This window comes from Paenibacillus sp. FSL R5-0473 (assembly GCF_038004565.1).
Lineage (GTDB): Bacteria > Bacillota > Bacilli > Paenibacillales > Paenibacillaceae > Paenibacillus > Paenibacillus amylolyticus.
In genome coordinates this window covers 6,636,091-6,656,655 of sequence record NZ_JBBORL010000001.1, presented here as the reverse complement: position 1 = coordinate 6,656,655, position 20,565 = coordinate 6,636,091, and the positions used below count along the sequence as shown (strand labels likewise).

General features: G+C 45.7%; 17 protein-coding genes. All 17 read right to left on the bottom strand.

The window, feature by feature from the left end:
• Positions 1-26: 26 nt before the first annotated feature.
• Complete coding sequence (gene fliD, locus MKY28_RS29130; RefSeq protein WP_340028262.1) at positions 27-1,583, bottom strand: flagellar filament capping protein FliD; 1,557 nt, start codon at positions 1,581-1,583, stop codon at positions 27-29.
• Positions 1,584-1,619: 36 nt separating this feature from the next.
• Positions 1,620-2,006, bottom strand: coding sequence for a flagellar protein FlaG (locus MKY28_RS29125; RefSeq protein WP_340028261.1), 387 nt, complete (start codon positions 2,004-2,006; stop codon positions 1,620-1,622).
• A gap of 135 nt (positions 2,007-2,141) precedes the next feature.
• On the bottom strand, positions 2,142-3,812 hold the full coding sequence (locus MKY28_RS29120; protein ID WP_340937715.1) for a flagellin N-terminal helical domain-containing protein: 1,671 nt from the start codon (positions 3,810-3,812) through the stop codon (positions 2,142-2,144).
• A gap of 146 nt (positions 3,813-3,958) precedes the next feature.
• Positions 3,959-4,204, bottom strand: a complete 246-nt coding sequence (gene csrA, locus MKY28_RS29115; RefSeq protein ID WP_340937714.1) for a carbon storage regulator CsrA — start codon at positions 4,202-4,204, stop codon at positions 3,959-3,961.
• Position 4,205: 1 nt separating this feature from the next.
• Positions 4,206-4,637, bottom strand: coding sequence for a flagellar assembly protein FliW (gene fliW / locus MKY28_RS29110; protein ID WP_340937712.1), 432 nt, complete (start codon positions 4,635-4,637; stop codon positions 4,206-4,208).
• A 102-nt stretch (positions 4,638-4,739) separates the two neighbouring features.
• The gene (locus MKY28_RS29105; RefSeq protein ID WP_340937711.1) at positions 4,740-5,309 is read right to left on the bottom strand and encodes a DUF6470 family protein; all 570 of its coding nucleotides are present in this window, start codon (positions 5,307-5,309) and stop codon (positions 4,740-4,742) included.
• A gap of 19 nt (positions 5,310-5,328) precedes the next feature.
• Positions 5,329-6,249, bottom strand: coding sequence for a flagellar hook-associated protein FlgL (gene flgL / locus MKY28_RS29100; RefSeq protein WP_340028259.1), 921 nt, complete (start codon positions 6,247-6,249; stop codon positions 5,329-5,331).
• Between the two features lie 23 nt (positions 6,250-6,272).
• Complete coding sequence (gene flgK, locus MKY28_RS29095) at positions 6,273-7,826, bottom strand: flagellar hook-associated protein FlgK (protein WP_338707165.1); 1,554 nt, start codon at positions 7,824-7,826, stop codon at positions 6,273-6,275.
• Positions 7,827-7,845: 19 nt separating this feature from the next.
• Entirely contained in the window at positions 7,846-8,349 is a 504-nt protein-coding gene (locus tag MKY28_RS29090; protein ID WP_340937710.1) for a flagellar protein FlgN, read from the bottom strand.
• Positions 8,350-8,360: 11 nt separating this feature from the next.
• Positions 8,361-8,645 carry a flagellar biosynthesis anti-sigma factor FlgM gene (gene flgM, locus MKY28_RS29085; protein ID WP_047840678.1) on the bottom strand — a complete coding sequence of 95 codons (285 nt, stop codon included), beginning with the start codon at positions 8,643-8,645 and terminating at the stop codon, positions 8,361-8,363.
• A gap of 174 nt (positions 8,646-8,819) precedes the next feature.
• Entirely contained in the window at positions 8,820-9,227 is a 408-nt protein-coding gene (locus tag MKY28_RS29080; protein ID WP_076328744.1) for a TIGR03826 family flagellar region protein, read from the bottom strand.
• Between the two features lie 150 nt (positions 9,228-9,377).
• Entirely contained in the window at positions 9,378-14,438 is a 5,061-nt protein-coding gene (locus tag MKY28_RS29075) for a fibronectin type III domain-containing protein (protein WP_340937709.1), read from the bottom strand.
• 168 nt (positions 14,439-14,606) lie between these two features.
• Positions 14,607-15,269, bottom strand: coding sequence for a ComF family protein (locus MKY28_RS29070; RefSeq protein WP_340937708.1), 663 nt, complete (start codon positions 15,267-15,269; stop codon positions 14,607-14,609).
• A gap of 305 nt (positions 15,270-15,574) precedes the next feature.
• A complete protein-coding gene (locus MKY28_RS29065) occupies positions 15,575-17,458 on the bottom strand; it encodes a helicase-related protein (protein ID WP_445670914.1) in 1,884 nt (627 codons plus the stop codon).
• A 454-nt stretch (positions 17,459-17,912) separates the two neighbouring features.
• Positions 17,913-18,317, bottom strand: coding sequence for a hypothetical protein (locus tag MKY28_RS29060; RefSeq protein ID WP_340937706.1), 405 nt, complete (start codon positions 18,315-18,317; stop codon positions 17,913-17,915).
• Between the two features lie 330 nt (positions 18,318-18,647).
• Positions 18,648-19,370: a response regulator transcription factor gene (locus MKY28_RS29055; protein WP_026081439.1), complete on the bottom strand. Its 723-nt coding sequence runs from the start codon at positions 19,368-19,370 to the stop codon at positions 18,648-18,650.
• A gap of 7 nt (positions 19,371-19,377) precedes the next feature.
• Positions 19,378-20,538, bottom strand: a complete 1,161-nt coding sequence (locus tag MKY28_RS29050; RefSeq protein ID WP_307541774.1) for a sensor histidine kinase — start codon at positions 20,536-20,538, stop codon at positions 19,378-19,380.
• Between the last annotated feature and the right edge of the window lie 27 nt (positions 20,539-20,565).

The following is a 20,565-nucleotide window of genomic DNA, read 5'->3' as shown; positions in this document are numbered from 1 at the left end:
TACACCCTTTCAATCTTTAAGTTAACTTAGCTGGAGAAGAAACTGGATAAGCTTGAAGCCTGACTTTGATACTTGCTCATAGCCGTTTCCATAGCCGTGAATTGTTTGTAGTAACGATTTTCAAGAGCACTCAGGCGTTTTTCCAAGGCTGTAATCTGAGTATTATAGCCTTTGAGCGTTTTACCCATGACGCTCTCTTCCTTGAATAGACTGTTAACATCACCGCTAAATTTAGTCGTACCGGCACGTTCTGCAACTTTGCTCATTGCTGTATCCATCTCTTTATACATCTTGCCAAAAATAGAGCTATCTGCACCGGCACCCGTACCTTGTAGTAAATCAGAGACCTGCTGAGGATTATCAAGGATGGCTTTTTTAAACTTATCCTCATCCAAGTATATTTTCCCATTTTCGTAATACTTACCACCTGTGATTCCAATACTACTTAGTTCTCCCATTTTCTCGCCCATGATGTTTCTCATCGTTGAAGCTAAGTTCGTAAGGATATCATCGTTTTTAAGAAGACCACTCTTGGCCTTTTCTTCCCACAACTTAATGTCACTTTCTGACATAACGCTACGTTGTTCTGTAGTTAACGGTTGGAAGCTACGATACTTCTCTTCACTAACCTTGGTATTTAACAATTCTAGCATTTTATTATAATCTTCTATAAAGGACTTAACCGTTGAAAGAGCCTTATCAGGATCATTTTGCGTATTGATTGTAAAGGGTTTATCACCATTCAATGTAATTGCACCATTATTCTCCGTAAATGAACTTGCAGTCGTTGAAAGCAAATTCATTTGCACCCCATTGTAAGTAATCACATTACTTGAAGGTGGAGGATCTAACTTCACACCATTGATTAAAACAATAGCATCCTTCGCTACAACCTCATTGATTACTGCAGTAGAGTTTTGCCCAAATAAATCCATTAGCGAATTATTCCCAGCGCCTGGTGCCTCAACCTTAAGTGTGCCTTTAGAGCCTAGATCTTTAGAAGCAATGGTAAACTTTCCTGTCAGTTCATCAAAACTAGCTTTTACGTTTAATTCCGTCTTACTATTGATTTTTGCAATAATAGAAGAGACTGTATCCTGCCCTGTAAAAGTCATTTCTACATCATTAATCTTAATCTTGTATTCTTTTGTATTATCGCTTGCGCCTAAACTTGTAGTTGGCTCTCCAAATTTTATGCCGTTTGCTAATTCAGCTAACGACTGCCTCGAACTATAACCTTGGCCCTTCCCATCGGTTTCTTGAGCTTTCGCAGTAGCAAGCTGCGCAACCGAAACCTCCATTTTAATACCATTAGCTGCTGCACCTGCTTCAGCTTTAACCGCATCCGTATTACCTGTTACAACGGCCTTTTGTGTATTAAGCGCTGTTGATTGTCTATATGTCTGTTGTAGCTTGGTATTACGGAACTCATACATCTTACTATTCAATTCACGATAACTGTCACGTTGCCATTCCAGTGTCGTCTTTTTTTGATTCAATTTATCCAGCGGAGCCCTTTTGGCTGTCATGAGTTCCTTAACCATACTATCGATGTCCATACCGGAAAATCCGTTAATACGCATAAATTCACTCCTCGCTCATTAAGTTACTTTGTACCTTTATACTTTCTCGTCGATCAGGATGCCCGCTATTTCCATCATCTTGGCTACCAGATCCAATGTCTTCTCAGCAGGAATCTCGCGAAGCACTTCTCCCGTTTCCTTGTTCAGCACTTTGACCATGATATCATGAGTCTTCTCGTGAATGCTGATATCCAGCGTTGTCTCTGGACCTTGTAGTGCTTTCACTGCTCTATCAATATTACGGATCAGTAGTTCTTCTCCCATGGATAGATTTAAACCCTGCTTTTCTTTGCTATAGGCTTCTTTCGCTGTCCTGATGTTTACTGTGTCGGTTCCCGCTTGAGAAGCGCCTGCCGGGTGCTGTACCTCGATAGCAGGATTACTTGCAGATGAGGCAGCAGATAAGGAAAATTGAATGTTCACCCTTGAACGACCTCCAAATATTTCGCATTTATATTATATATCGGCGTTTCGCCTGTCCAGCTTTAGGAAATATGTAAAATTCAATAAAAAAACCTTGGATCAGAGATCCAAGGTTTAAGATGAAGCAAGGTGAAATTAACGAAGCAATTGCAGAACACCTTGTGGTTGTTGGTTAGCTTGAGCCAACATAGCTTGAGCTGCTTGAGCCAAGATGTTGTTTTTCGTTTGTTGCATCATTTCTTTAGCCATGTCAACGTCACGGATACGGGATTCAGCAGCTGTCAGGTTCTCAGAAGCTGTTCCCAAGTTGTTGATTGTGTGCTCCAAACGGTTTTGAACAGCACCCAGCTTAGCGCGCTCGCTTGAAACCAGGGAAGTTGCTTTGTCCAGAACATCGATTGCTTTGGAAGCATCTTCACGAGTGGAGATATTCAGAGCTGCTTCAGCCTTGATATCGTTTGTTCCGTTAGTAACGGAGTTCTCTTTCGTGAAACCAGCTTGTCCAGCGTTACCTGTAATACCCAGGGCAGCAGAACGAACATCGTTGATTGTCAAAGACATAGATTGACCAGTGTTAGCACCGATTTGGAACTTCGTGGAGAAGCCTACGCCTTGTGCTCCAGCGCCTACAACTTGCTCAACATTTTTCACAGCAGCAAGATCACCAGCAGCAAAACCAAGAGTTGTCAACGGAGTACCAGTTCCAGCAGAAAGCTGCAGGTCTTTTCCGGACTCAGAGATAAATTGAATTTGATCATCAGCGGAAATTGATGCCGTTACTTTGCTATCCAGACCTGCTTTTTGAAGAGCAGCATTAAGGTCTTTAACCAGATCGTCTTTAGCTGCTTTTGCAACGTTCTTGTCAACGTTATCAGTATCGTAAGTTTTTGCAGTATCTCCTAGGCTAACTTCAACAGCACTATCAGATCCAACAGTGACTTTGAACGAACTATTTGCTGCCAATGTAATTGCAGCATTACCGCCAGCAGCTGTACTCAAAGCAGTAGAAGCTTCAAGTCCTGCGCGTTCTACAGTACTCGGAGTTCCAACAGTTGCAGCCTGAGCTGCTCCCAAACCAATGGCTGCATCTGCAGCCTGGCTAAATTCAATTTTACTGTTTTTACCTTCCGATTTAGCAGTAAACTCAAGTCCAGTTGCTCCTACTTTAATGTCTACCAAGTCGGACAATTTCGTACCACCGGAAGTAACATTACCCAAGAGTGTTGCTGAATCTGCATTATTACCTGTAGTTACAACACCTTCAAGGTTAAACGTTTGTCCATCAACTTTGATAAAAGTACCCGCTGCAACAGCAGCTCCAGTGACTGCTCCCAATTCAACTGTTGCACTAGTTGCTTGAGTCAATTTACCGCTTTCGCCTGAACCGATACCGCCATTAAGCAATTTTTGAGTATTGAACTCCGTTGTGTTACCGATACGGTTGATCTCGGAAGTCAGTTGGTTCATTTCGTCTTGCAGAGCTTGACGATCAGAATCAGTGTTCGTTCCGTTAGCAGATTGGTTAGCAATTTCGCGTTGACGTTGCAGGATGGAGTGAGTTTCATTCAAAGCACCCTCAGCTGTTTGGATCAAAGAGATACCGTCTTGAGCGTTACGGGAAGCTTGGTCCAAACCACGGATTTGGCCGCGCATTTTTTCGGAAATTGCCAGACCTGCAGCATCGTCACCAGCACGGTTGATGCGAAGACCGGAAGACAATTTTTCGATATTTTTGTTAGTGTTAGCAGTGTTTGCAGACAATTGACGGTGTGTGTTCAATGCCGCGATATTATGGTTGATAATCATTAGAGTGTTTCCTCCCTGAAAATAAATTAATTCCACATCCATGTGGTAAACGCCGCGACATTAAGGTCGGCCGCCCTGCCGAAGCAGCGTCTAAATTATATATCGACGGAAGGTGAACAACTGTTTATAGCAAATTGGAATATTTTTTAATCTTTTTTTATTTCGTTATTTCTAAGACGCTCCATAAAGGCCTCAACATTGGCTGCAAGCGGTGTTGCCGACTCTCTATTTGCTTCTTGAATAGATGCAAAAATCTCTTGGCGATAGATATCAATATGCTTGGGTGCAGATATCCCGATGCGTACGGTATCTCCTTCGACTGCAAGAACAGTTACTTCGATGTGATCCTGAATAACTATAGACTCGCCTTTTTTTCGAGATAATACCAACATGTCACACCCCACCCTTCACGGATTTAGCTTCTTCGTCTTCTGACCAGATTAGATGGCGCGTTTCATAGATCGACTGATGGAGTATAACTTGCTTGCCTAGACGCTTTTCCGGATTGAGCACAACAGGTGCAAGAAGGTTCATTGTGGAATTATTCGTCTGGGAATGAATTGTGACCAGCGAGTATACAGATACTTGCTCTGCAATCTCCAATTCTTCCTTATCCACTTCGCTTAACTCAAAACTATAATCCGTAACAAACGTAAATGGACTTACCAATAAGAAAGACAAATCCTTTTCTCGAACAGATTGTAAATAACTAAAAGGCGTGTCTTCCCATGGGATTAGCGCGAACTCAGTCTCCTCTTCAAATCCAGGTAACCCTTTTGGAAATTGATATATATCTTTCTCCTGAACCTCTACTTCTCCCCACATGCTTGTCTGAATATGAATAATAAACGCCTCCTTGGCGATGAATTTATACAAAAAGAGCCATAGAGGGCTGCGTCCGAGACCGTCTATAGCTCACATTATAACTTATAACTCCATATCTATGGCTGGTGGAGTGTATTGTACTGATGCGTACTGTTTCACATAAATGTCCAGCTTACCTCTCTGATACTCAATCTCTGGCTTATTCACGATAACGTTCATCTCAGAGACCGCGGGATCATAGCTGATATCTGGAGGTCTTGTGTTGATACGAATATCCACGTTATCAAAAGAAGCAGGGGTTCTCGTCTCCGGAAAAGGTTGCGGCTTCCAATCGGTACCCACAATATTAGCAATCGTATTTCCCGGTTTATGAATAGCCGCTAACTGATTACCCTGCTCCACACGCGAAGCTATGTTTTGCAGAAATTTCTGTTGGATCCCCGAATAAATACGAGCGTTCATATCAATCATGTTACCACCATTATATGCAGAGAATGCCCTGCTTTGATCAACATTCAGCTCAATTGGATGGCTTTGTACAGTCAGTTTTGCAGGTTTGGTATGAAGTTGAACCTCTGCCTTAGGCTGACGAATGGAGTACTGTCCGGGGTCAGCATCCATGTTTAATATAGATGGTGTAGTTCGAATCTGAACAACAGGAAGAGTGTTCATAACATAACTCCTCCTTATATTATCTCAGGAAGTCCACCAGAGATGGCGAGATGATTTTGGCACCTGCTGAAAGAGAAGCATTATAAATATTTTCTTGAATTTTAGATTGCAAGGATAGTTCTGCGTAATCCGCATCTTCCACCTTGGACTGCAGATCAGTCAGGTTAATACCGAGATCCTCCAAACGACCCATCATCAGGTCAACACGGTTAGTCTTTGCGCCGATTTCAGATCGAATCGACAACATTTTACCCATTCGACTATCGATGTTGTCCAGCTGATCAGATAGCTCTTTCTGATCACCTTCCGTCAAAGCTTGCATGATCGTATTCATGATGACAAAAAGATTGTCTTCTTCCGTCTCTGTTCCAAATACTTCATTACCACTCACATTAATAGGCAATTGGACACTTTCACCTACAATGAAGTTAATTTTTCCTTTATCAGTAACAACAGAAGCAGCATTCGTTGTATCCAAAGTACCATCTGGATTTGCAGGGAAATCATATGGTTTCACATCATAAGTCTCACCATTGAAAACATATTTCCCGTTAAGCTTACTATTGGAGATATCAATCAACTGTTCATTAAGCTGTTTTACCTCTTCATTGATACTGTCCAGCGCGGACTGAGGATTCGTTCCTGTCGAAGCTTGTACCGTCAACTCACGTAGACGCTGCACGACATTCCCCGCCTGATTCATAACAGTATCGTTAAACTCAAGCCAGGAAACTGCACTATCTACGTTTTTCTGATACTGCTCATTGGATGAAAGTTCTGCCCGATAACGAAGGGAGTATGTGATCCCTACCGGATCATCCGAAGGTTTGTTAATTTTACGGCCTGTTGCCAGTTGAGTCTGAGTATTGTTCATCTGCTGTGCATTCCGGTTCAAGTTCAAGAGCAATTGTGAACTAAGCATGTTATTCGTGATTCTCATGGTTGTTAGGTCACTCCCTTCTATTATCTGCCTACCATCCCTGTAGAGTTAATCAATTTATCGAGAAGTTGATCATATGTGGTCATGAAACGTGCAGAAGCACTGTATGCATGTTGAAACTTGATCATGTTCGCCATTTCTTCATCCAGTGATACACCACTCACAGATTGACGACGGGTATCCACTTGCTCCACCAAGAACTCCGAGTTGGATGTCTGACGAGCTGCCTCCTGGGACTGCACCCCCAGTTGTCCCACAATCGCACTGAATTGCGCACCAATCGTGGCATTACGTAAACCGTCCGCTGATTTCATCGGCGTATCTTTCAGATTCGCAAGTAAAATGGCAAGTGTATTGTTACCTTTTATTACAGTTTCAGTGCCAGAAGCATCCGTTGTGCGGAGCGAAGTAGCAATCTTATTTGGATCAGCCAAAATCTCTGCGTTTAATGAGATATTGCCAGCTGTAATAGCTGTCCCGCCATCCGCTGCTGTAAAGAACGGTAATCCTCCCGTATTTGTCCCATCCATGCTGTATCCAAGCTGATGTAGTCCGTTCAGACCTTTGACCGTAACCTTGAGATCTGTAGCTAGTGTCCGTGCTGCACCCGTGTATGTAACACCATCCAGGATAGTATTATCCGGCAAGACAGAACCCGCAGGAAGAGTAATATCAATATCACCGTTGGCAAGCGTATTAGCTAAGTCATCCATTTGTTTCTGGTAATCACTTACCAACGTGTCTCTGGACTTAATCATGCCGTGGACTTCACCATTAGTGAGCGTGCCTGCTGTATACGCGGCATTCAGAAAAGCAGGATCTACTGCAACCTGCACTGCTCCGCCTGTAACAAGTGCTTGTCCATTCATTTGAATCTGATATCCTTGTGGAGAATCCGTAACAGTAACATTCATGATTTTAGACAGCTTGTCCGTCATCAGATCACGTTGGTCACGTAAATCGTTGGCATTGTCGCCAAGAGACTCGACTTTCACAATAGCACTGTTAAGGTTCGCAATGTTACCCAGGTAACCTTGGATCTCATTACCTTTGACCGCGATGTTGCTATCCAAATCCTGACTAAGCGAACCCAGTTGGCGGCTAATCTGGTTCATCGCATCTGTCAGCGCCAGAGTCGTTTCTTTCACGATCCGACGTGCTGTAACATCCTCAGGATTCTTACTCAGATCTGACCATGATTTGTAGAAGTTATCCATAACGGTCCGAAATCCGGTGTTTGATGGTTCATTCACAATAGCTTCAAGTTTCTCAAGCGTGTCTCGTTGAATGGACCAACTCCCGAAGTTGGTGTTTTCATTACGATATTGGTCATCCAGAAATTTCTCACGCACACGTGTAATGGAGTCGAACTCTACCCCTGTACCGAGCTGTCCTGGTGTTGTACTATGCAGAAATGCAAATGGCTCCATTGGAATGGAGGCCTGCATGTTTACCTTTTGGCGTGAGTACCCTTCCGTGTTGGCATTGGCTACGTTATGACCTGTTGTGCTAAGAGCCGTCGTCTGTGTGAACAAACTGCGTTTAGCCGTTTCGATTGAATGAAATGTAGATGTCACCTGGTTTCCCCCTAATTAATCAGGCACGCGTGTCAAACAGACCGATTCGCCCTGGATTACCGTTCTTATCAGCAGGATGCTGATATGTGGCATCCTGTTCTGGTCGAGAAGCAAAGATGTCCATAGATAAGTCAATAAACATCAGCGATTGCTCGATCAACTTTTGATTCAGTTGATTGATTTCCTTTAATTCATGCAGTGTTTCCGCCAGCTTTTTCTGGACTTCAAGCAATCGCAGTTTGTCAGCCGGATCAAAAATCAGTTTGGAGATCTCCGTAATGTTCAGGTTCAGCATGGACTTGATCCCACGCTCCTGAAGCAATTCGTGAACTGCGCTCTGCCTTTCAATCTCCAATGGCTCCTGTTGTTTCATGAAACGGGATTCTTTGTTCAGAATGGCAATGAGTTCATCCACATCGTTTTTGACAATGACCTGTCTCTTGACCTCGCTGAATGCCAGCATATCGCGGTGACTTTGTTCCATTTGCTGCAAAACTGCAATTAATCTGTCCAGTGCTGCCATTACGTGATCACCTATTCCTTATCAAAAGACTTAAAATACGGCAGCAGCTTGTCAGCAAGCTTGCTACTGTCTACCTGATACGTTCCTGAACTCACCTGTTCTTTCAGTTCCTGTATCCGTTGTATGCGTCCTGCATCCTGTGTACGACTTTGTTCCTCAAGCATCTTCATCGCCTCCGGAGAAATGGATACTTCGTCCTTACGGCGGCTCTTCTTGGCATCAGCCTGCTGATTGGATTCAACGTTCCTTTGATATGAATTGATTGCTCCAATTCTACTCGGTTCATTGATTTTCATTCAAAATACACTTCCTTCCATGATTAGGAGTTTATGTTGATATACGTTTTTCTTACTTTATCTTTATGTTATCGAAATGATTAGGATAATAAAAAAAACCGATAATCTTTAATAAGTTTATCGGTACGTTTCAAAACATTTGTTATAGCAAGATCTGTATTTAAGACCTCGTTCCTATGAATCGCGTAGTTTGTCGACAGCATTGTAGGTTCGTCCGCCTATATTGCCGTTATCCTTCTGACCTACATCACGAGCTGCACTAGCTAAGTCTTTCGTCAAGCGATGACGACAAGAGTCACACATATGACCTTCACGAATCAATGTTCCGCATACTTCACAAGGATACATCATATTCGGGGCATTTTCGATGGAAATCCGTCCCTCACGGATGAACTTGGTAATGGTTTTGATCGAAACTTCTGTTGCATCAGATAGTTCCTGTATATTGGTGCCTTTGTTTTCGCGCAAATAATCTACACAGATCTGATATTCCTGTTCCATTTCTTTAATACAATTCGAGCATACATCTCGAAAATTCAACGCATATAATTTACCACAGCGAGGACAATTGCCTAGATTCATCGCTAAAACGCCCCTCTCAAACTTCCATTTCCGAATAGATAATAACTATAGATTACCTTATTTTCTCTGATGAAGCCATAGTCTATTTGCAAAACAAAAGAAGGGAGCAGGATGCACATATACGCAACCCTGCTCCCAAATTTTATATCCCTAATTCAATGTTCTAATACTTAATACAGGAGACCATGCACTTGTGTTCTGATCGTTGAATGCCCGAATGCGATATTTATGCAAACTGGACGGTAACAGGTCAGAATGAATAAACGTTTTATCACTGACAGTCGCCACAATTTGCCCATCGGCTTCAATTTCGTAAGACGAAGCTCCCCCAACCGAGTCCCAAGTCAGAAAAACGTTTGTTTTGTCCGAAGTTCCCTTCAGCACAGGTGTAGTTAATTGAGTCACTCCTGTTATGATCTCACTCCAAGCTCCCGCACCAGAAGCATTTTTGGCACGAATCCGGAAGGTATGCTCCGTATTTGGTGCAAGTCCGCTCTTCGTATAAGCAACTCCACTCACGGCAACCACCGTACCATCAATCTCCAGATCATACCCGGTAGCTCCAGTTACAGCACTCCATTTCAGCGCGATAGCCGCTGTGGTTGCAGAGTTAATACTCAAACCTGAGACACTCGCAGGTAACGTAGTTTGGGACAATACTGCTGTCCATGCACTCATATTAGTGTCGGTCAGGGCACGAATACGATATTTATGAATGGTGCCACCAAGCACTCCATTGTGTACATACATGAGATCACTTACAGTAGCAACTACTATACCATCTGCCTCAATCTCATATTTTGTTGCACCAGCAACTTCATTCCATGTCAGCGTAACTGCCGTTTCTTCAGGTACAGCTTTCGGCGTTGTTGGTACATTTAATTGGGTCGAGGCGGTTACAATCTCACTCCAGCTACCAATGCCGGCAGCATTTTTGGCACGAATGCGGAAGGTATGATCTGTATTTGCCAGAAGACCACTTTTCGTATGAGCAGCTCCACTCGCAGAAATTACAACACCGTCAATTTCCAAATCGTAAGCAGTAGCGCCTGTAACTGGGCTCCACTTCATTGAGATAGCCACAGGTGTAGCGGTATTTAACATCAGCCCGTTGACTGCAGCAGGGATGGTACTTTGGGTCAGTACTGCCGTCCATGCACTTGTGTTGGTATCTGTCAAAGCACGGATACGGTACTTATGTGCCGTTCCTGACAACTGTCCTGCGTGACTATAGTTTGGCTCTTCTACTGTTGCCACTACTGTTCCGTCCGCTTCAATCTCATACTTGGTTGCGTCTGTTACCTCAGCCCACGTGAGGTTGACTGCAGTTTCTTCTGATGATGCTTTTAATACCGGTGTATTTAGAAGTGTGGTTCCACTAATCAAATCGCTCCATGCCCCTACACCAGCGGCATTTTTCGAGCGAACACGGAAGGTATGGTCTGTGTTGGTTACTAGAGCGCTCTTCGTATAGGCTACTCCCGTTACTGGGACAACCGTTCCATCAATCTCCAGATCATATCCCGTTGCTCCCGTCACAGCTGTCCATTTTAAGGCAATGGCTACATTCGTAGCCGAGCTAACAGTTAAGCCTGTCACGGAAGCAGGTATGGTGCTTTGCGTCAGGATTGCTGTCCATGCACTCGTATTGGTCTCCGTCAACGCTCGAATACGATACTTGTGCGCCGTTCCTGGTAGCAATGCTACATGGCTGTAGTTAGGTTCTTCTACTTTTGCCACTACTGCTCCGTCTGCCTCAATCTCATACTTCGTTGCGTCCGCAATAGCTACCCATGTCAGGCTAATTGCAGTTTCTTCCGATGATGCTTTTAGTACAGGTGTGTTTAGGAGCGTCGTTCCATTGATGAGTTCACTCCACGCTCCTACACCAGCTGCATTTTTCGAGCGAACACGGAAGGTATGATCTGTGTTTGCTCCAAGACCACTCTTTGTATAGGCTACTCCCGTTACTGGGACAACCGTTCCATCGATCTCCAGATCATATCCCGTTGCTCCCGTCACAACTGTCCATTTCAAGGCAATGGCTACATTCGTAGCCGAGCTAACAGTTAAGCCTGTCACGGAAGCAGGGATGGTGCTCTGTGTCAGGTTTGCTGTCCATGCACTTGTGTTGGTATCCGTCAACGCACGAATGCGATATTTATGGACTGTTCCTGGAAGCAGTGTTGTTTGGGTGAAGCTAGGTTCCCCTACTGTTGCTACTACTGCTCCATCAGCTTCAATCTCATACTTCGTTGCATCATTAATGGCTGCCCATGTCAGATTGATTGCAGTTTCTTCTGATGTTGCTTTTAATACCGGTGTGTTTAGGAGTGTCGTTCCATTAATGAGTTCACTCCACGCTCCTACACCAGCTGCATTTTTCGAGCGAACACGGAAGGTATGGTCTGTGTTCGCTGCAAGACCGCTCTTCGTATAGGCTACTCCCGTTACAGGGACAACGGTTCCATCGATTTCCAGATCATATCCTGTAGCTCCAGTTACTGCTGTCCATTTTAATGCAATGGCTACATTCGTAGCCGAGCTAACAGTTAATCCTGTAACGGAAGCAGGGATGGTGCTTTGCGTCAGGATTGCTGTCCACGCACTTATATTAGTATCCGTCAACGCACGAATGCGGTACTTGTGCGCCGTTCCTGGCAGCAATGCTTCATGGCTGTAGTTAGGATCTTCTACTGTTGCCACTACTGCTCCATCCGCCTCAATCTCATATTTCGTTGTGTCTGCTACATCAGCCCACGTCAGGTTGATTGCAGTTTCTTCCGATGATGCTTTTAGTACTGGTGTATTTAGGAGTGTCGTTCCATTGATGAGTTCGCTCCACACTCCTACACCAGCGGCATTTTTCGAACGAACACGGAAGGTATGGTCTGTGTTCGCTGCAAGACCGCTCTTCGTATAGGCTACTCCCGTTACCGGGACAACCATTCCATCGATTTCCAGATCGTATCCTGTTGCTCCAGTTACAGCTGTCCATTTCAAGGCAATGGCTACATTCGTAGCCGAGCTAACAGTTAATCCTGTAACGGAAGCAGGGATGGTGCTTTGCGTCAGGATTGCTGTCCATGCACTCGTATTGGTATCCGTCAACGCACGAATACGATACTTGTGCGCCGTTCCTGGTAACAATGATGTGTGACTGTAGCTAGGCTCTTCTACTGTTGCAACCACTGCTCCGTCAGCCTCAATTTCATATTTCGTTGCGTCTGCTACATCAGCCCATGTCAGATTGATTGCAGTTTCTTCTGATGTTGCTTTCAAGATAGGTGTGTTCAACTGCGTTATTCCGCTGATCAGATCACTCCATGCCCCTGCACCAGCGGCATTTTTCGAGCGAATACGGAAGGTATGATCTGTATTTGCTGCGAGACCATTCTTCGTGTAGGTTACTCCTGTTACAGGGACAACTGTTCCATCGATCTCGAGATCATAACCTGTGGCTCCGGTTACTGCTGTCCATTTCAGAGTTACAGCTGCATTGGTCGCTGCACTGACCACCAATCCATTAACAGAATCAGGCAACGTATTCTGTGATCTCACTGCCGACCATGCGCTAATGTTATTGTCACTTATAGCTCGTACACGATACTTATGGGCCGTTCCAGGTTTGAGCCCTGTGTGCGTATAGATTGAATCTGATATATATCTAACGACAACGCCATCCGCCTCAACTTCATATGACGTTGCACCATCAACTGGTGACCAGATGAGAACAACTTCTTCTTGTGAAGGGTTGGACTGAATAACGGGTGTACTCATCTGGGTGATTCCTGTAGTTACATCACTCCAGCTTCCTGCACCACCAGCATTTTTAGGTCTGATTCTAAAAGTGTACTCTGTATTGGCTGTAAGGCCAGTTTTACTATAAGTGGTGCCTGTTACAGCAACATTAGTGCCATCAATCTCCAAATCATATCCGGTAGCACCCTTTACCGCAGTCCAAGATACCGTTAATTTATTGAATGTGGCATCAGTAACCGTCAGCCCGTTGGTACGATCAGGTACTGTTAACTGACTCACCATTTTACTCCACGCACTCTCATTGTTAGCCGAGAAGGCTTTTAGCACATAGGTATGCGTTGAATTAGATTCAAGCCCTTCATGTACATAGGAAGTTACGTTTCCTAATTCAAATGGTGTACCACCATCAATCTGCAACTGGTAGCGATCTGCAGACTCAACCGCCATCCACTGAATCGTATTCTTGCCTTCCTCTGGCGTTACGGCCAAAACAGGTTTCTCAAGCAAGGTTGTTATTGCAACCGGCTCACTCCACTCACTAGCTCCTAGTCTGTTAATTCCACGTACTCTATAGGTGTATGTAGTATTGGGTGTAAGTGAAGAACTTGTATAATTGATTCCGTAAAAAGGCCCTTTGACTACGCCATTCTCTTCAATCTCATATTGAACAGCTTGTGGAGCAGCAGACCAATTGAGATTAATAGCTACATCACTGGCATCAGCCGCCAAATTAGCTGGAACAGCAGGATTTGTAGTAATAGGCTGTGTTGTCCCCGGCTCTTTTACAAAACTGAATGATTCTGCTTTCCGTATGTAATACGGATTCAGGTTAGATACAAAATCGACTACCGCTCCTGTATCTGCGTTAATTACGAGACTTAGCTGTGTTGCCTCGTAGCTTTGCACATATCTTGGCGTAGTCATTCCAAACTCATCAACGGTGGAATTTTTCCATACTCCAACATTGGTTCCGGATTGTCTGTATTCCATAGTCGTGTAATACTCCCATACCTCAGCAAAGTCGACGATAAAAGCATTGGTAACTTTGCCGGTATACGTAGATGTGTAGGAGCCAAATGAAATCTTGGTTATGTCTCCAACTGCCCCATTGATCGATTGACTTCTCCTAAAAGAATATCCTGATGTTGAAATCTCGTATGATCTCGCCCAACTCAGATTAACTGATTTTTGATTCACCTGTAATTGGCCGTTGTCGTTGGTCATTACATATTGATAATCATTGCTTGATGAAATTACTCCACTTCCTACTGCTGCATGTGCCCGGTTCCCCCCGTACACGCCAAACTGTCCGAATACCAGCATGAATACTAGTAGACGGACAGTCCATAAGTAAAATCCATTTTTTCTTTTTCCTGCGACCACTTTTGTTCTCCCCTTCAACAGATATGTTGTGCCACTCCCTATGCTGTCACCTGTGGTGAACGGCAAAACTATCTATTCTGCGCGAGAAAACCAATTCCTCTTTTTTACATGTAAAAAATTTCTTATTACGCTTTCATTTATAATTTCATCAAACAACTATATTTCAAACGGAATAAATGGAATGGAGACACGCATTAACGTACCAATGATTAATAAAGGAACATATTTTCCTGTCTAGGATCTTGCCAGTGTTAGTGTGTAAATCTCGACCGGAATCTCCATGTGGAAGCCAGAATTTAGAATAACCCGGCCACAAGCGTCCAAAGTGCTACCTGTTGTGTATATATCATCGATCAGCAGTAACCGTATGGGTTTGGCATGAGACACGCCCATATGTGTTGGCAGATGAGCCCCCCTGTATAGCTCTTCAATTAACTTCGTGCCATCCGGGTTGATGGAAAAAGCGTTCTTCATCGTTTCAATACGCTCACCGCGTGATTTGAAGCTTTGTTTGGTGGTGTTGATCTGGCGCTGCAACAGATCTACGATGGGTAGGCGGCAGGCGGTGGCGAGCCCAGCAGCCAGCCGCTCCGCCTGATTGAAGCCGCGCTCGGCCAGACGCTCGCTGCTCACCGGGACATAGGTGACCGCGTCAGGCCGCCATTGCGGCTTCGTTTGTTGAGCAGGCGTGGCGATATGAGCCACGTGAGCTGGGGGTTCTTTTGCCAAAGCAGAATTCTGCTCCTCTCTCATCGCTTGAAAGGCTTGAATCAACAGCGCGGTTAAGAGCGGCGCGTATCGTTCATGGCCTCTGAATTTATACATGCCGATCCACTCTTTCATTAAGGTGTTGTATTGTACGGCGCTGCGGTTGAGGATAAAAGAACGGTTTTGCATGTGTGGACGAGCACAGTCCGGGCACCCAACACCCCGACCACAACGCAGACAACGGATGGAACGAATCCATGGAATCTGTTTCACACAACGTGGGCATATGCCTGAATAAGTTGAGGACAGAATCGCTCGAGTGCCACATGTCAGACAAGTCGCTCCCGGTGGGGCGAGCAGGTGGTGGAGACGCTGGGTCAGGTGTTGCGCGTGATGGGTTACGTTGCTGAGCCAGTTGAACATAGGGGGCATACCTCCAGTCTCGGGAATGTATTGTGAAATGCGGATACAAACTGGGCAGATAACGATTATGTTTAGGATGGTGGGTGCAGGTAGCCTTTGCGACGAGCGATGGTGTTCATTTTCCGAATTTGTGCAACGGCCTTCACCTGTGAACGTGTCCGACGAGATGATGCAAAAACCACTCTACCCGCTGGGTCATCCATGGAACGCCCTGCTCTACCCGCCATCTGGACCAGCGATGCTTCATCAAAGAGACCATTGTCTGCATCCAATATAAAGACGTCGCTACGTGGAATGGTAACGCCACGCTCCAAAATTGTGGTGGTTACGAGCAGACGAATTTTGCGTTCACGAAAGGCTATAACTTTGCTAGCGCGATCAGGGTCCTGAGATGAAGTTCCTTCGATATGGATTCCGGGAAAAGTACGACGCATTAGATTCACAAACGCCTCAATCTGGGCAATGCGTGTTACAAAGACAAATACCTGAGCGTCACGCTTCAATGAAATTTGGATGTTAGTCCTCAAGGCAGAAGGAAGATTTCGTTTCTTAATACATTCAGCAACGGTAACCATTTTGATCAATCTTGGCACGGGCAAAGGATGGCGGTGGAAACGTACTGGAACTTTGGCATGGGTTAGTTTCCCCTGTGCCGCTTCCCTCTGGAGCCGAGCAGGCGGTGTAGCAGACAGATAGACGAAATTCCCCTCCGGTTTACAGGAGGATGCCGCCGCGTGAGCGAGCATGGGATCGTTGTGATAAGGAAAAGCATCCAGTTCGTCGATAATGACGAGATCAAATCCCTGATAAAAACGCATCAATTGATGTGTGGTCGCAAGCGTGAGCTGAGCGTCTTTCCAGCGTTCGTCACTGCCTCCGTAAAGCGTAGCGAGTGAGGTATCCGGAAAAGCTTTAGCTAGACGCGGAGCCAGTTCCAGCACCACATCCCTGCGCGGTGTAGCGACCAAAGCTCGTCCGCCACGATCCAATGTATGTTGGAGCAGTGGGAATATCATTTCCGTCTTGCCGGCCCCGGTCACGGCCCACAGCAAGAACCGCCCCGGCCCATCCCCTGCGGGTGGGCGGGCCAAAAACGCAAGCGCCGCGGCTGCTGCCGCGCTCTGCGCTGCACTAAGCCCCCACCGGGCGAGTCCGCCGCCGGTGGGGGCCAAGGCCGTGCCACGCGGTGCTTCGCCGCATCGTGGCACGGCCTCTTGCGCTGCACTGCGTAGCAGCAGCGCACAAGCACGGCTGCGCCCCAGCGCGAGGCAAGCCTCGCAGTAGGCGCACGCCGCCAGGCCGCAGGCAGCGCAGGGCACGCGCTGCCGGGCTTCGCTGCCACAACGGGGGCAGCGGGGCGCGCTCCGCGCGCGTCCAAGCCACGCGTGCCGACGGCGCGTGGCAGGCCCTTCGAGGGCGGCTGTGATACTCAGCCGCCCGTGCAAGCGCGCGAGCTGCGCAGCCGCGCGCCACTCCTTTGGCGGCTGGGCGGTATCCGCCAGCAACGCCTCCGCCTCGGCCGCCAGTAATTGGCGGCCGCTGATCCGCTCAGCCAGCAGGGCCGCGTCCCGCTCCAGCTGAGCCCACTGCCCGGCGGGATACGGCTCTGGCATCCCGCCTACCAACGCACCACGCGCAGCGGCACTCCCCGCTTTGCCTGCTATACCTTTTCTGGCCTCTGTTTCCCCAGAGGCCAATTCATACACATCCAGCTTCCGTGCAAGATAACTCTGCCATTCGCGCTGGCCCCACTGATCCATAGCTCGCTCCATCTCAAAATGTTCAATCAACCAGGATGCCTGACTTAAGGGCATCGCCTTATCTAATAGCAACCAGCGCAGCAGATGTCGCCCACTTCCTCCCTCTAGCCACCAAAATACATCCACTCGAATATCCAAGGACAAGATCATACTCCACCCTTCCCCTACACGACACACATATAAGGCAACTTTCATTTACTCTCCTCCCCATCGTAAATTTTCCGAACGCAAAAAAAGCACATGCCAACCCGGCTGTTCGCCGGAGCATGTGCTTCATGTCCATATTCCATCTTCTTATGATTAATCTACTTATCACTATACCAATTGAATCTTTACATCACAAGGTTAGTCACACAACATGATTCCATCATACAATTCTGCTAATAACCAGAATCTTTCTTTAAAATTGCGAAACTTTTTCCAATCTGTATCGTCTATACTTTTAAATTAAGAGTTCTGACTTCGAAAAGTTTATTTTAGTGCTCATGAACTCACCTTAACCCAGACAATAACCATAGATTGCATAAAAACCCATTTTTAATTTAAAAGCAGACTTGGCTACAATTACAAAAAAAGACTACAGCTTCTGCTGTAATCTTTTCACTGTAGATCTGCGAAATGTTAATCCCATTTCCGTTCACATGATGATTTAGTGCTCTGACTCACGCAAATCAATCAGTCGAAACGTGTGATCGGTCTGTGCTACCCGTTCAATATCAGCAGGGACAGCAGGCAGATAGGATGTCTCCATGCCTTGCCTTTGCATAAGCTTTTCAATAATCGTAATCGTTTCCGCTTCTGTACGATCAGCGACAACTGTTAATCTGAAGCTCTTACCACGGTATAATAATTCCCGACAAAGTTCTCTTACAATGCCTTCGATCCGCCCTGCCTGATTGGAAGGGATGAGCAGAATCTGCTCGAAACCTTCAGATTCCGGACGGGAAAGATGGCGCTGGTGCATGGCATGAACGGCCATTGCCGCCAGGAAGTATATGAGCAGAATCATAGTCAGATGAGCAACCATGGCAACTGCACCTCCTCGGAAGGTCATGCTCACCCATGGCGAACATCCCTGTATACAACAAGTATATGCTGTACTTCCTGAAGGGTTACACTTGCATTTCCTATCACTCATATTCCACGCTGATCGACACCGGACGAAGAAAGACAGGCCAGGTCATTCATTCACGCCTAAGCTTGAACATATGTTCCGCACAACCTTACACTTTGCTCATTTGCAGTGATAAAGTCCATTAACCCGCAGACCAATCCAACATTCTGGAAAGGGCGCGAGTGAACACCAATCTATACTTCATCTAGGTTGAATCAACCAATGGACTGACTTACCGTAAGAATACTGCTTTACAAAAAACATAAGGTATTAGAGCGTAACCCAACCATATTTGATCGAATTGATAACAGCTTGAGTACGGTCGTCCACTTCCATCTTCTGCAGAATGCTGCTGACATGGTTTTTTACTGTTTTTTCACTGATGAACAGGAATTCACCAATCATTTTGTTGCTCTTACCTTCTGCCATCAAGCGAAGCACTTCAGCCTCACGACGTGTAAGCGGGTTATTGTCGCCAGCGACAAATTTAACACCTGCTTCCTTCGAAGCTCCTTCACTCATTGCCCCTGTTTCATTAAGATACGTCATACGACGCAGCTGCATGATCAGTTTGCCTGTTACTTTCGGGTGTATGAACGCATGTCCTTCATGCACGGAACGAATCGCATTGATCAGAGACTCGGCCTCCATATCCTTCAGCAAGTATCCGTTAGCCCCTTTACGAAGCGTCTCAAATACATAACTTTCATCATCATGAATGGACAAGATAATTACTTTGACATCAGGGAACAGCTCACGCAATTTCTCCGTTGCTTCAACCCCGTTTTCGATTGGCATGTTGATATCCATCAATACGATATCAGGTTTATCCTGATTGCAGAATTCGAGCACTTGAATTCCATCGCCGCATTCGCCGATGACCTCAATGTCGTCCTCCATATTTAAAATGCGTTTCAGTCCCTCACGGAACAGCTGATGATCATCAGCCAAAAGAACTTTAATCGATGCTTTACCAGTATCACGGTTTTCCATCATCCTGCTACTCCTTTCCCTTATCCACGTTTGTCGGGATATGAATCACTATTTTGGTTCCTTGATTTTCTCCGGATTCAATCTCTATTCTTCCTTCTAACAGTTCAACCCGTTCTCTCATCCCAATCAGACCGAAGTGGGTATGATCCTTGCTTTTCTTCGCAAGAAGCTCCGGTTTGAACCCAAGCCCATTGTCCTGAACGACAATTTTGACGAGCTGAGCCTGGTATGTAATTTCCACTACAACATAAGTGGGATAAGCATGCTTTGCAGCATTCGACAGACCTTCCTGCACGAGGCGGTAGATTGCAGCCTCCATGGCTGAAGATAAACGATGTTCCTTACCTCTTGTTTCAAAAAGCGACCGGATTTTCGTTTTTACCTCAAAATCCTGCACATACTTCCGAAGCGTTGGAATCAGTCCCAGATCATCCAGTGCCATAGGACGCAGATTGAAAATAACTTTTCTCATTTCTTCAAGACTGGAACGAACCTGGCCTTTCAAATCTACTATTTCGGCCTGGACCATCTTAAAATCCTGCTTAATGAGCATTCTTTCTACAATTTCCGTCCTAAGCACTAGATTGGCGAGCATCTGCGCAGGCCCGTCATGAATCTCACGAGCAATACGTTTCCGCTCTTCTTCCTGGGCCAAAATTATTTTCAAACCAATCATTTGTCGATTTTTGGCAGATTCGATGATCCGGGTCACTTGACCCAGTTCACCTGACAGGTACTCGAGTACAACACCCATCTGCGAACCGATGGTCTCGGCACGCTCCACAGAAGCTTCCACATTTTTGGCACGCTTCTGCAGATCATCCCGACGGGCCTTCAGATACATTTCCTTCTCACGATAAATCATCAGATCCAGCTGCAGCTGTGTTGCTTTCTCATATGCCTGCTTGATATCATGCTCGGAATAACGGACAAAGTCGCGGCTAACCTCAGTCAGCCGGATCCGGGAACGGCGGTAGTTCAGCTCCAACTGATCTACTTTCTCGATCGTTTCCGCCGTCTCCTTCAACACCGACTTCAACTCCTCGTTGAGCGTTTTCAGCTCATCGCGAGTCGAGTCCATGATTTCGAACATTTGATATTTGCTGTTTTCCATGACTTGTATGGCGTTTTTAATGACGCGGTCTATGGCATCGGCTTGTAAATCCACGTTTGTTCGACTCCATTTCTATCGTTT

Coding starts and splice junctions, on each gene's coding strand:
- fliD (WP_340028262.1), bottom strand. CDS start 1,583: ATGCGTATTAACGGATTTTCCGGTATGGACATCGATAGTATGGTTAAG.
- MKY28_RS29120 (WP_340937715.1), bottom strand. CDS start 3,812: ATGATTATCAACCATAATATCGCGGCATTGAACACACACCGTCAATTG.
- csrA (WP_340937714.1), bottom strand. CDS start 4,204: ATGTTGGTATTATCTCGAAAAAAAGGCGAGTCTATAGTTATTCAGGAT.
- fliW (WP_340937712.1), bottom strand. CDS start 4,637: ATGTGGGGAGAAGTAGAGGTTCAGGAGAAAGATATATATCAATTTCCA.
- MKY28_RS29105 (WP_340937711.1), bottom strand. CDS start 5,309: ATGAACACTCTTCCTGTTGTTCAGATTCGAACTACACCATCTATATTA.
- flgL (WP_340028259.1), bottom strand. CDS start 6,249: ATGAGAATCACGAATAACATGCTTAGTTCACAATTGCTCTTGAACTTG.
- MKY28_RS29090 (WP_340937710.1), bottom strand. CDS start 8,349: ATGGCAGCACTGGACAGATTAATTGCAGTTTTGCAGCAAATGGAACAA.
- flgM (WP_047840678.1), bottom strand. CDS start 8,645: ATGAAAATCAATGAACCGAGTAGAATTGGAGCAATCAATTCATATCAA.
- MKY28_RS29080 (WP_076328744.1), bottom strand. CDS start 9,227: ATGAATCTAGGCAATTGTCCTCGCTGTGGTAAATTATATGCGTTGAAT.
- MKY28_RS29070 (WP_340937708.1), bottom strand. CDS start 15,269: ATGCAAAACCGTTCTTTTATCCTCAACCGCAGCGCCGTACAATACAAC.
- MKY28_RS29065 (WP_445670914.1), bottom strand. CDS start 17,458: ATGAAAGTTGCCTTATATGTGTGTCGTGTAGGGGAAGGGTGGAGTATG.
- MKY28_RS29060 (WP_340937706.1), bottom strand. CDS start 18,317: ATGACCTTCCGAGGAGGTGCAGTTGCCATGGTTGCTCATCTGACTATG.
- MKY28_RS29055 (WP_026081439.1), bottom strand. CDS start 19,370: ATGGAAAACCGTGATACTGGTAAAGCATCGATTAAAGTTCTTTTGGCT.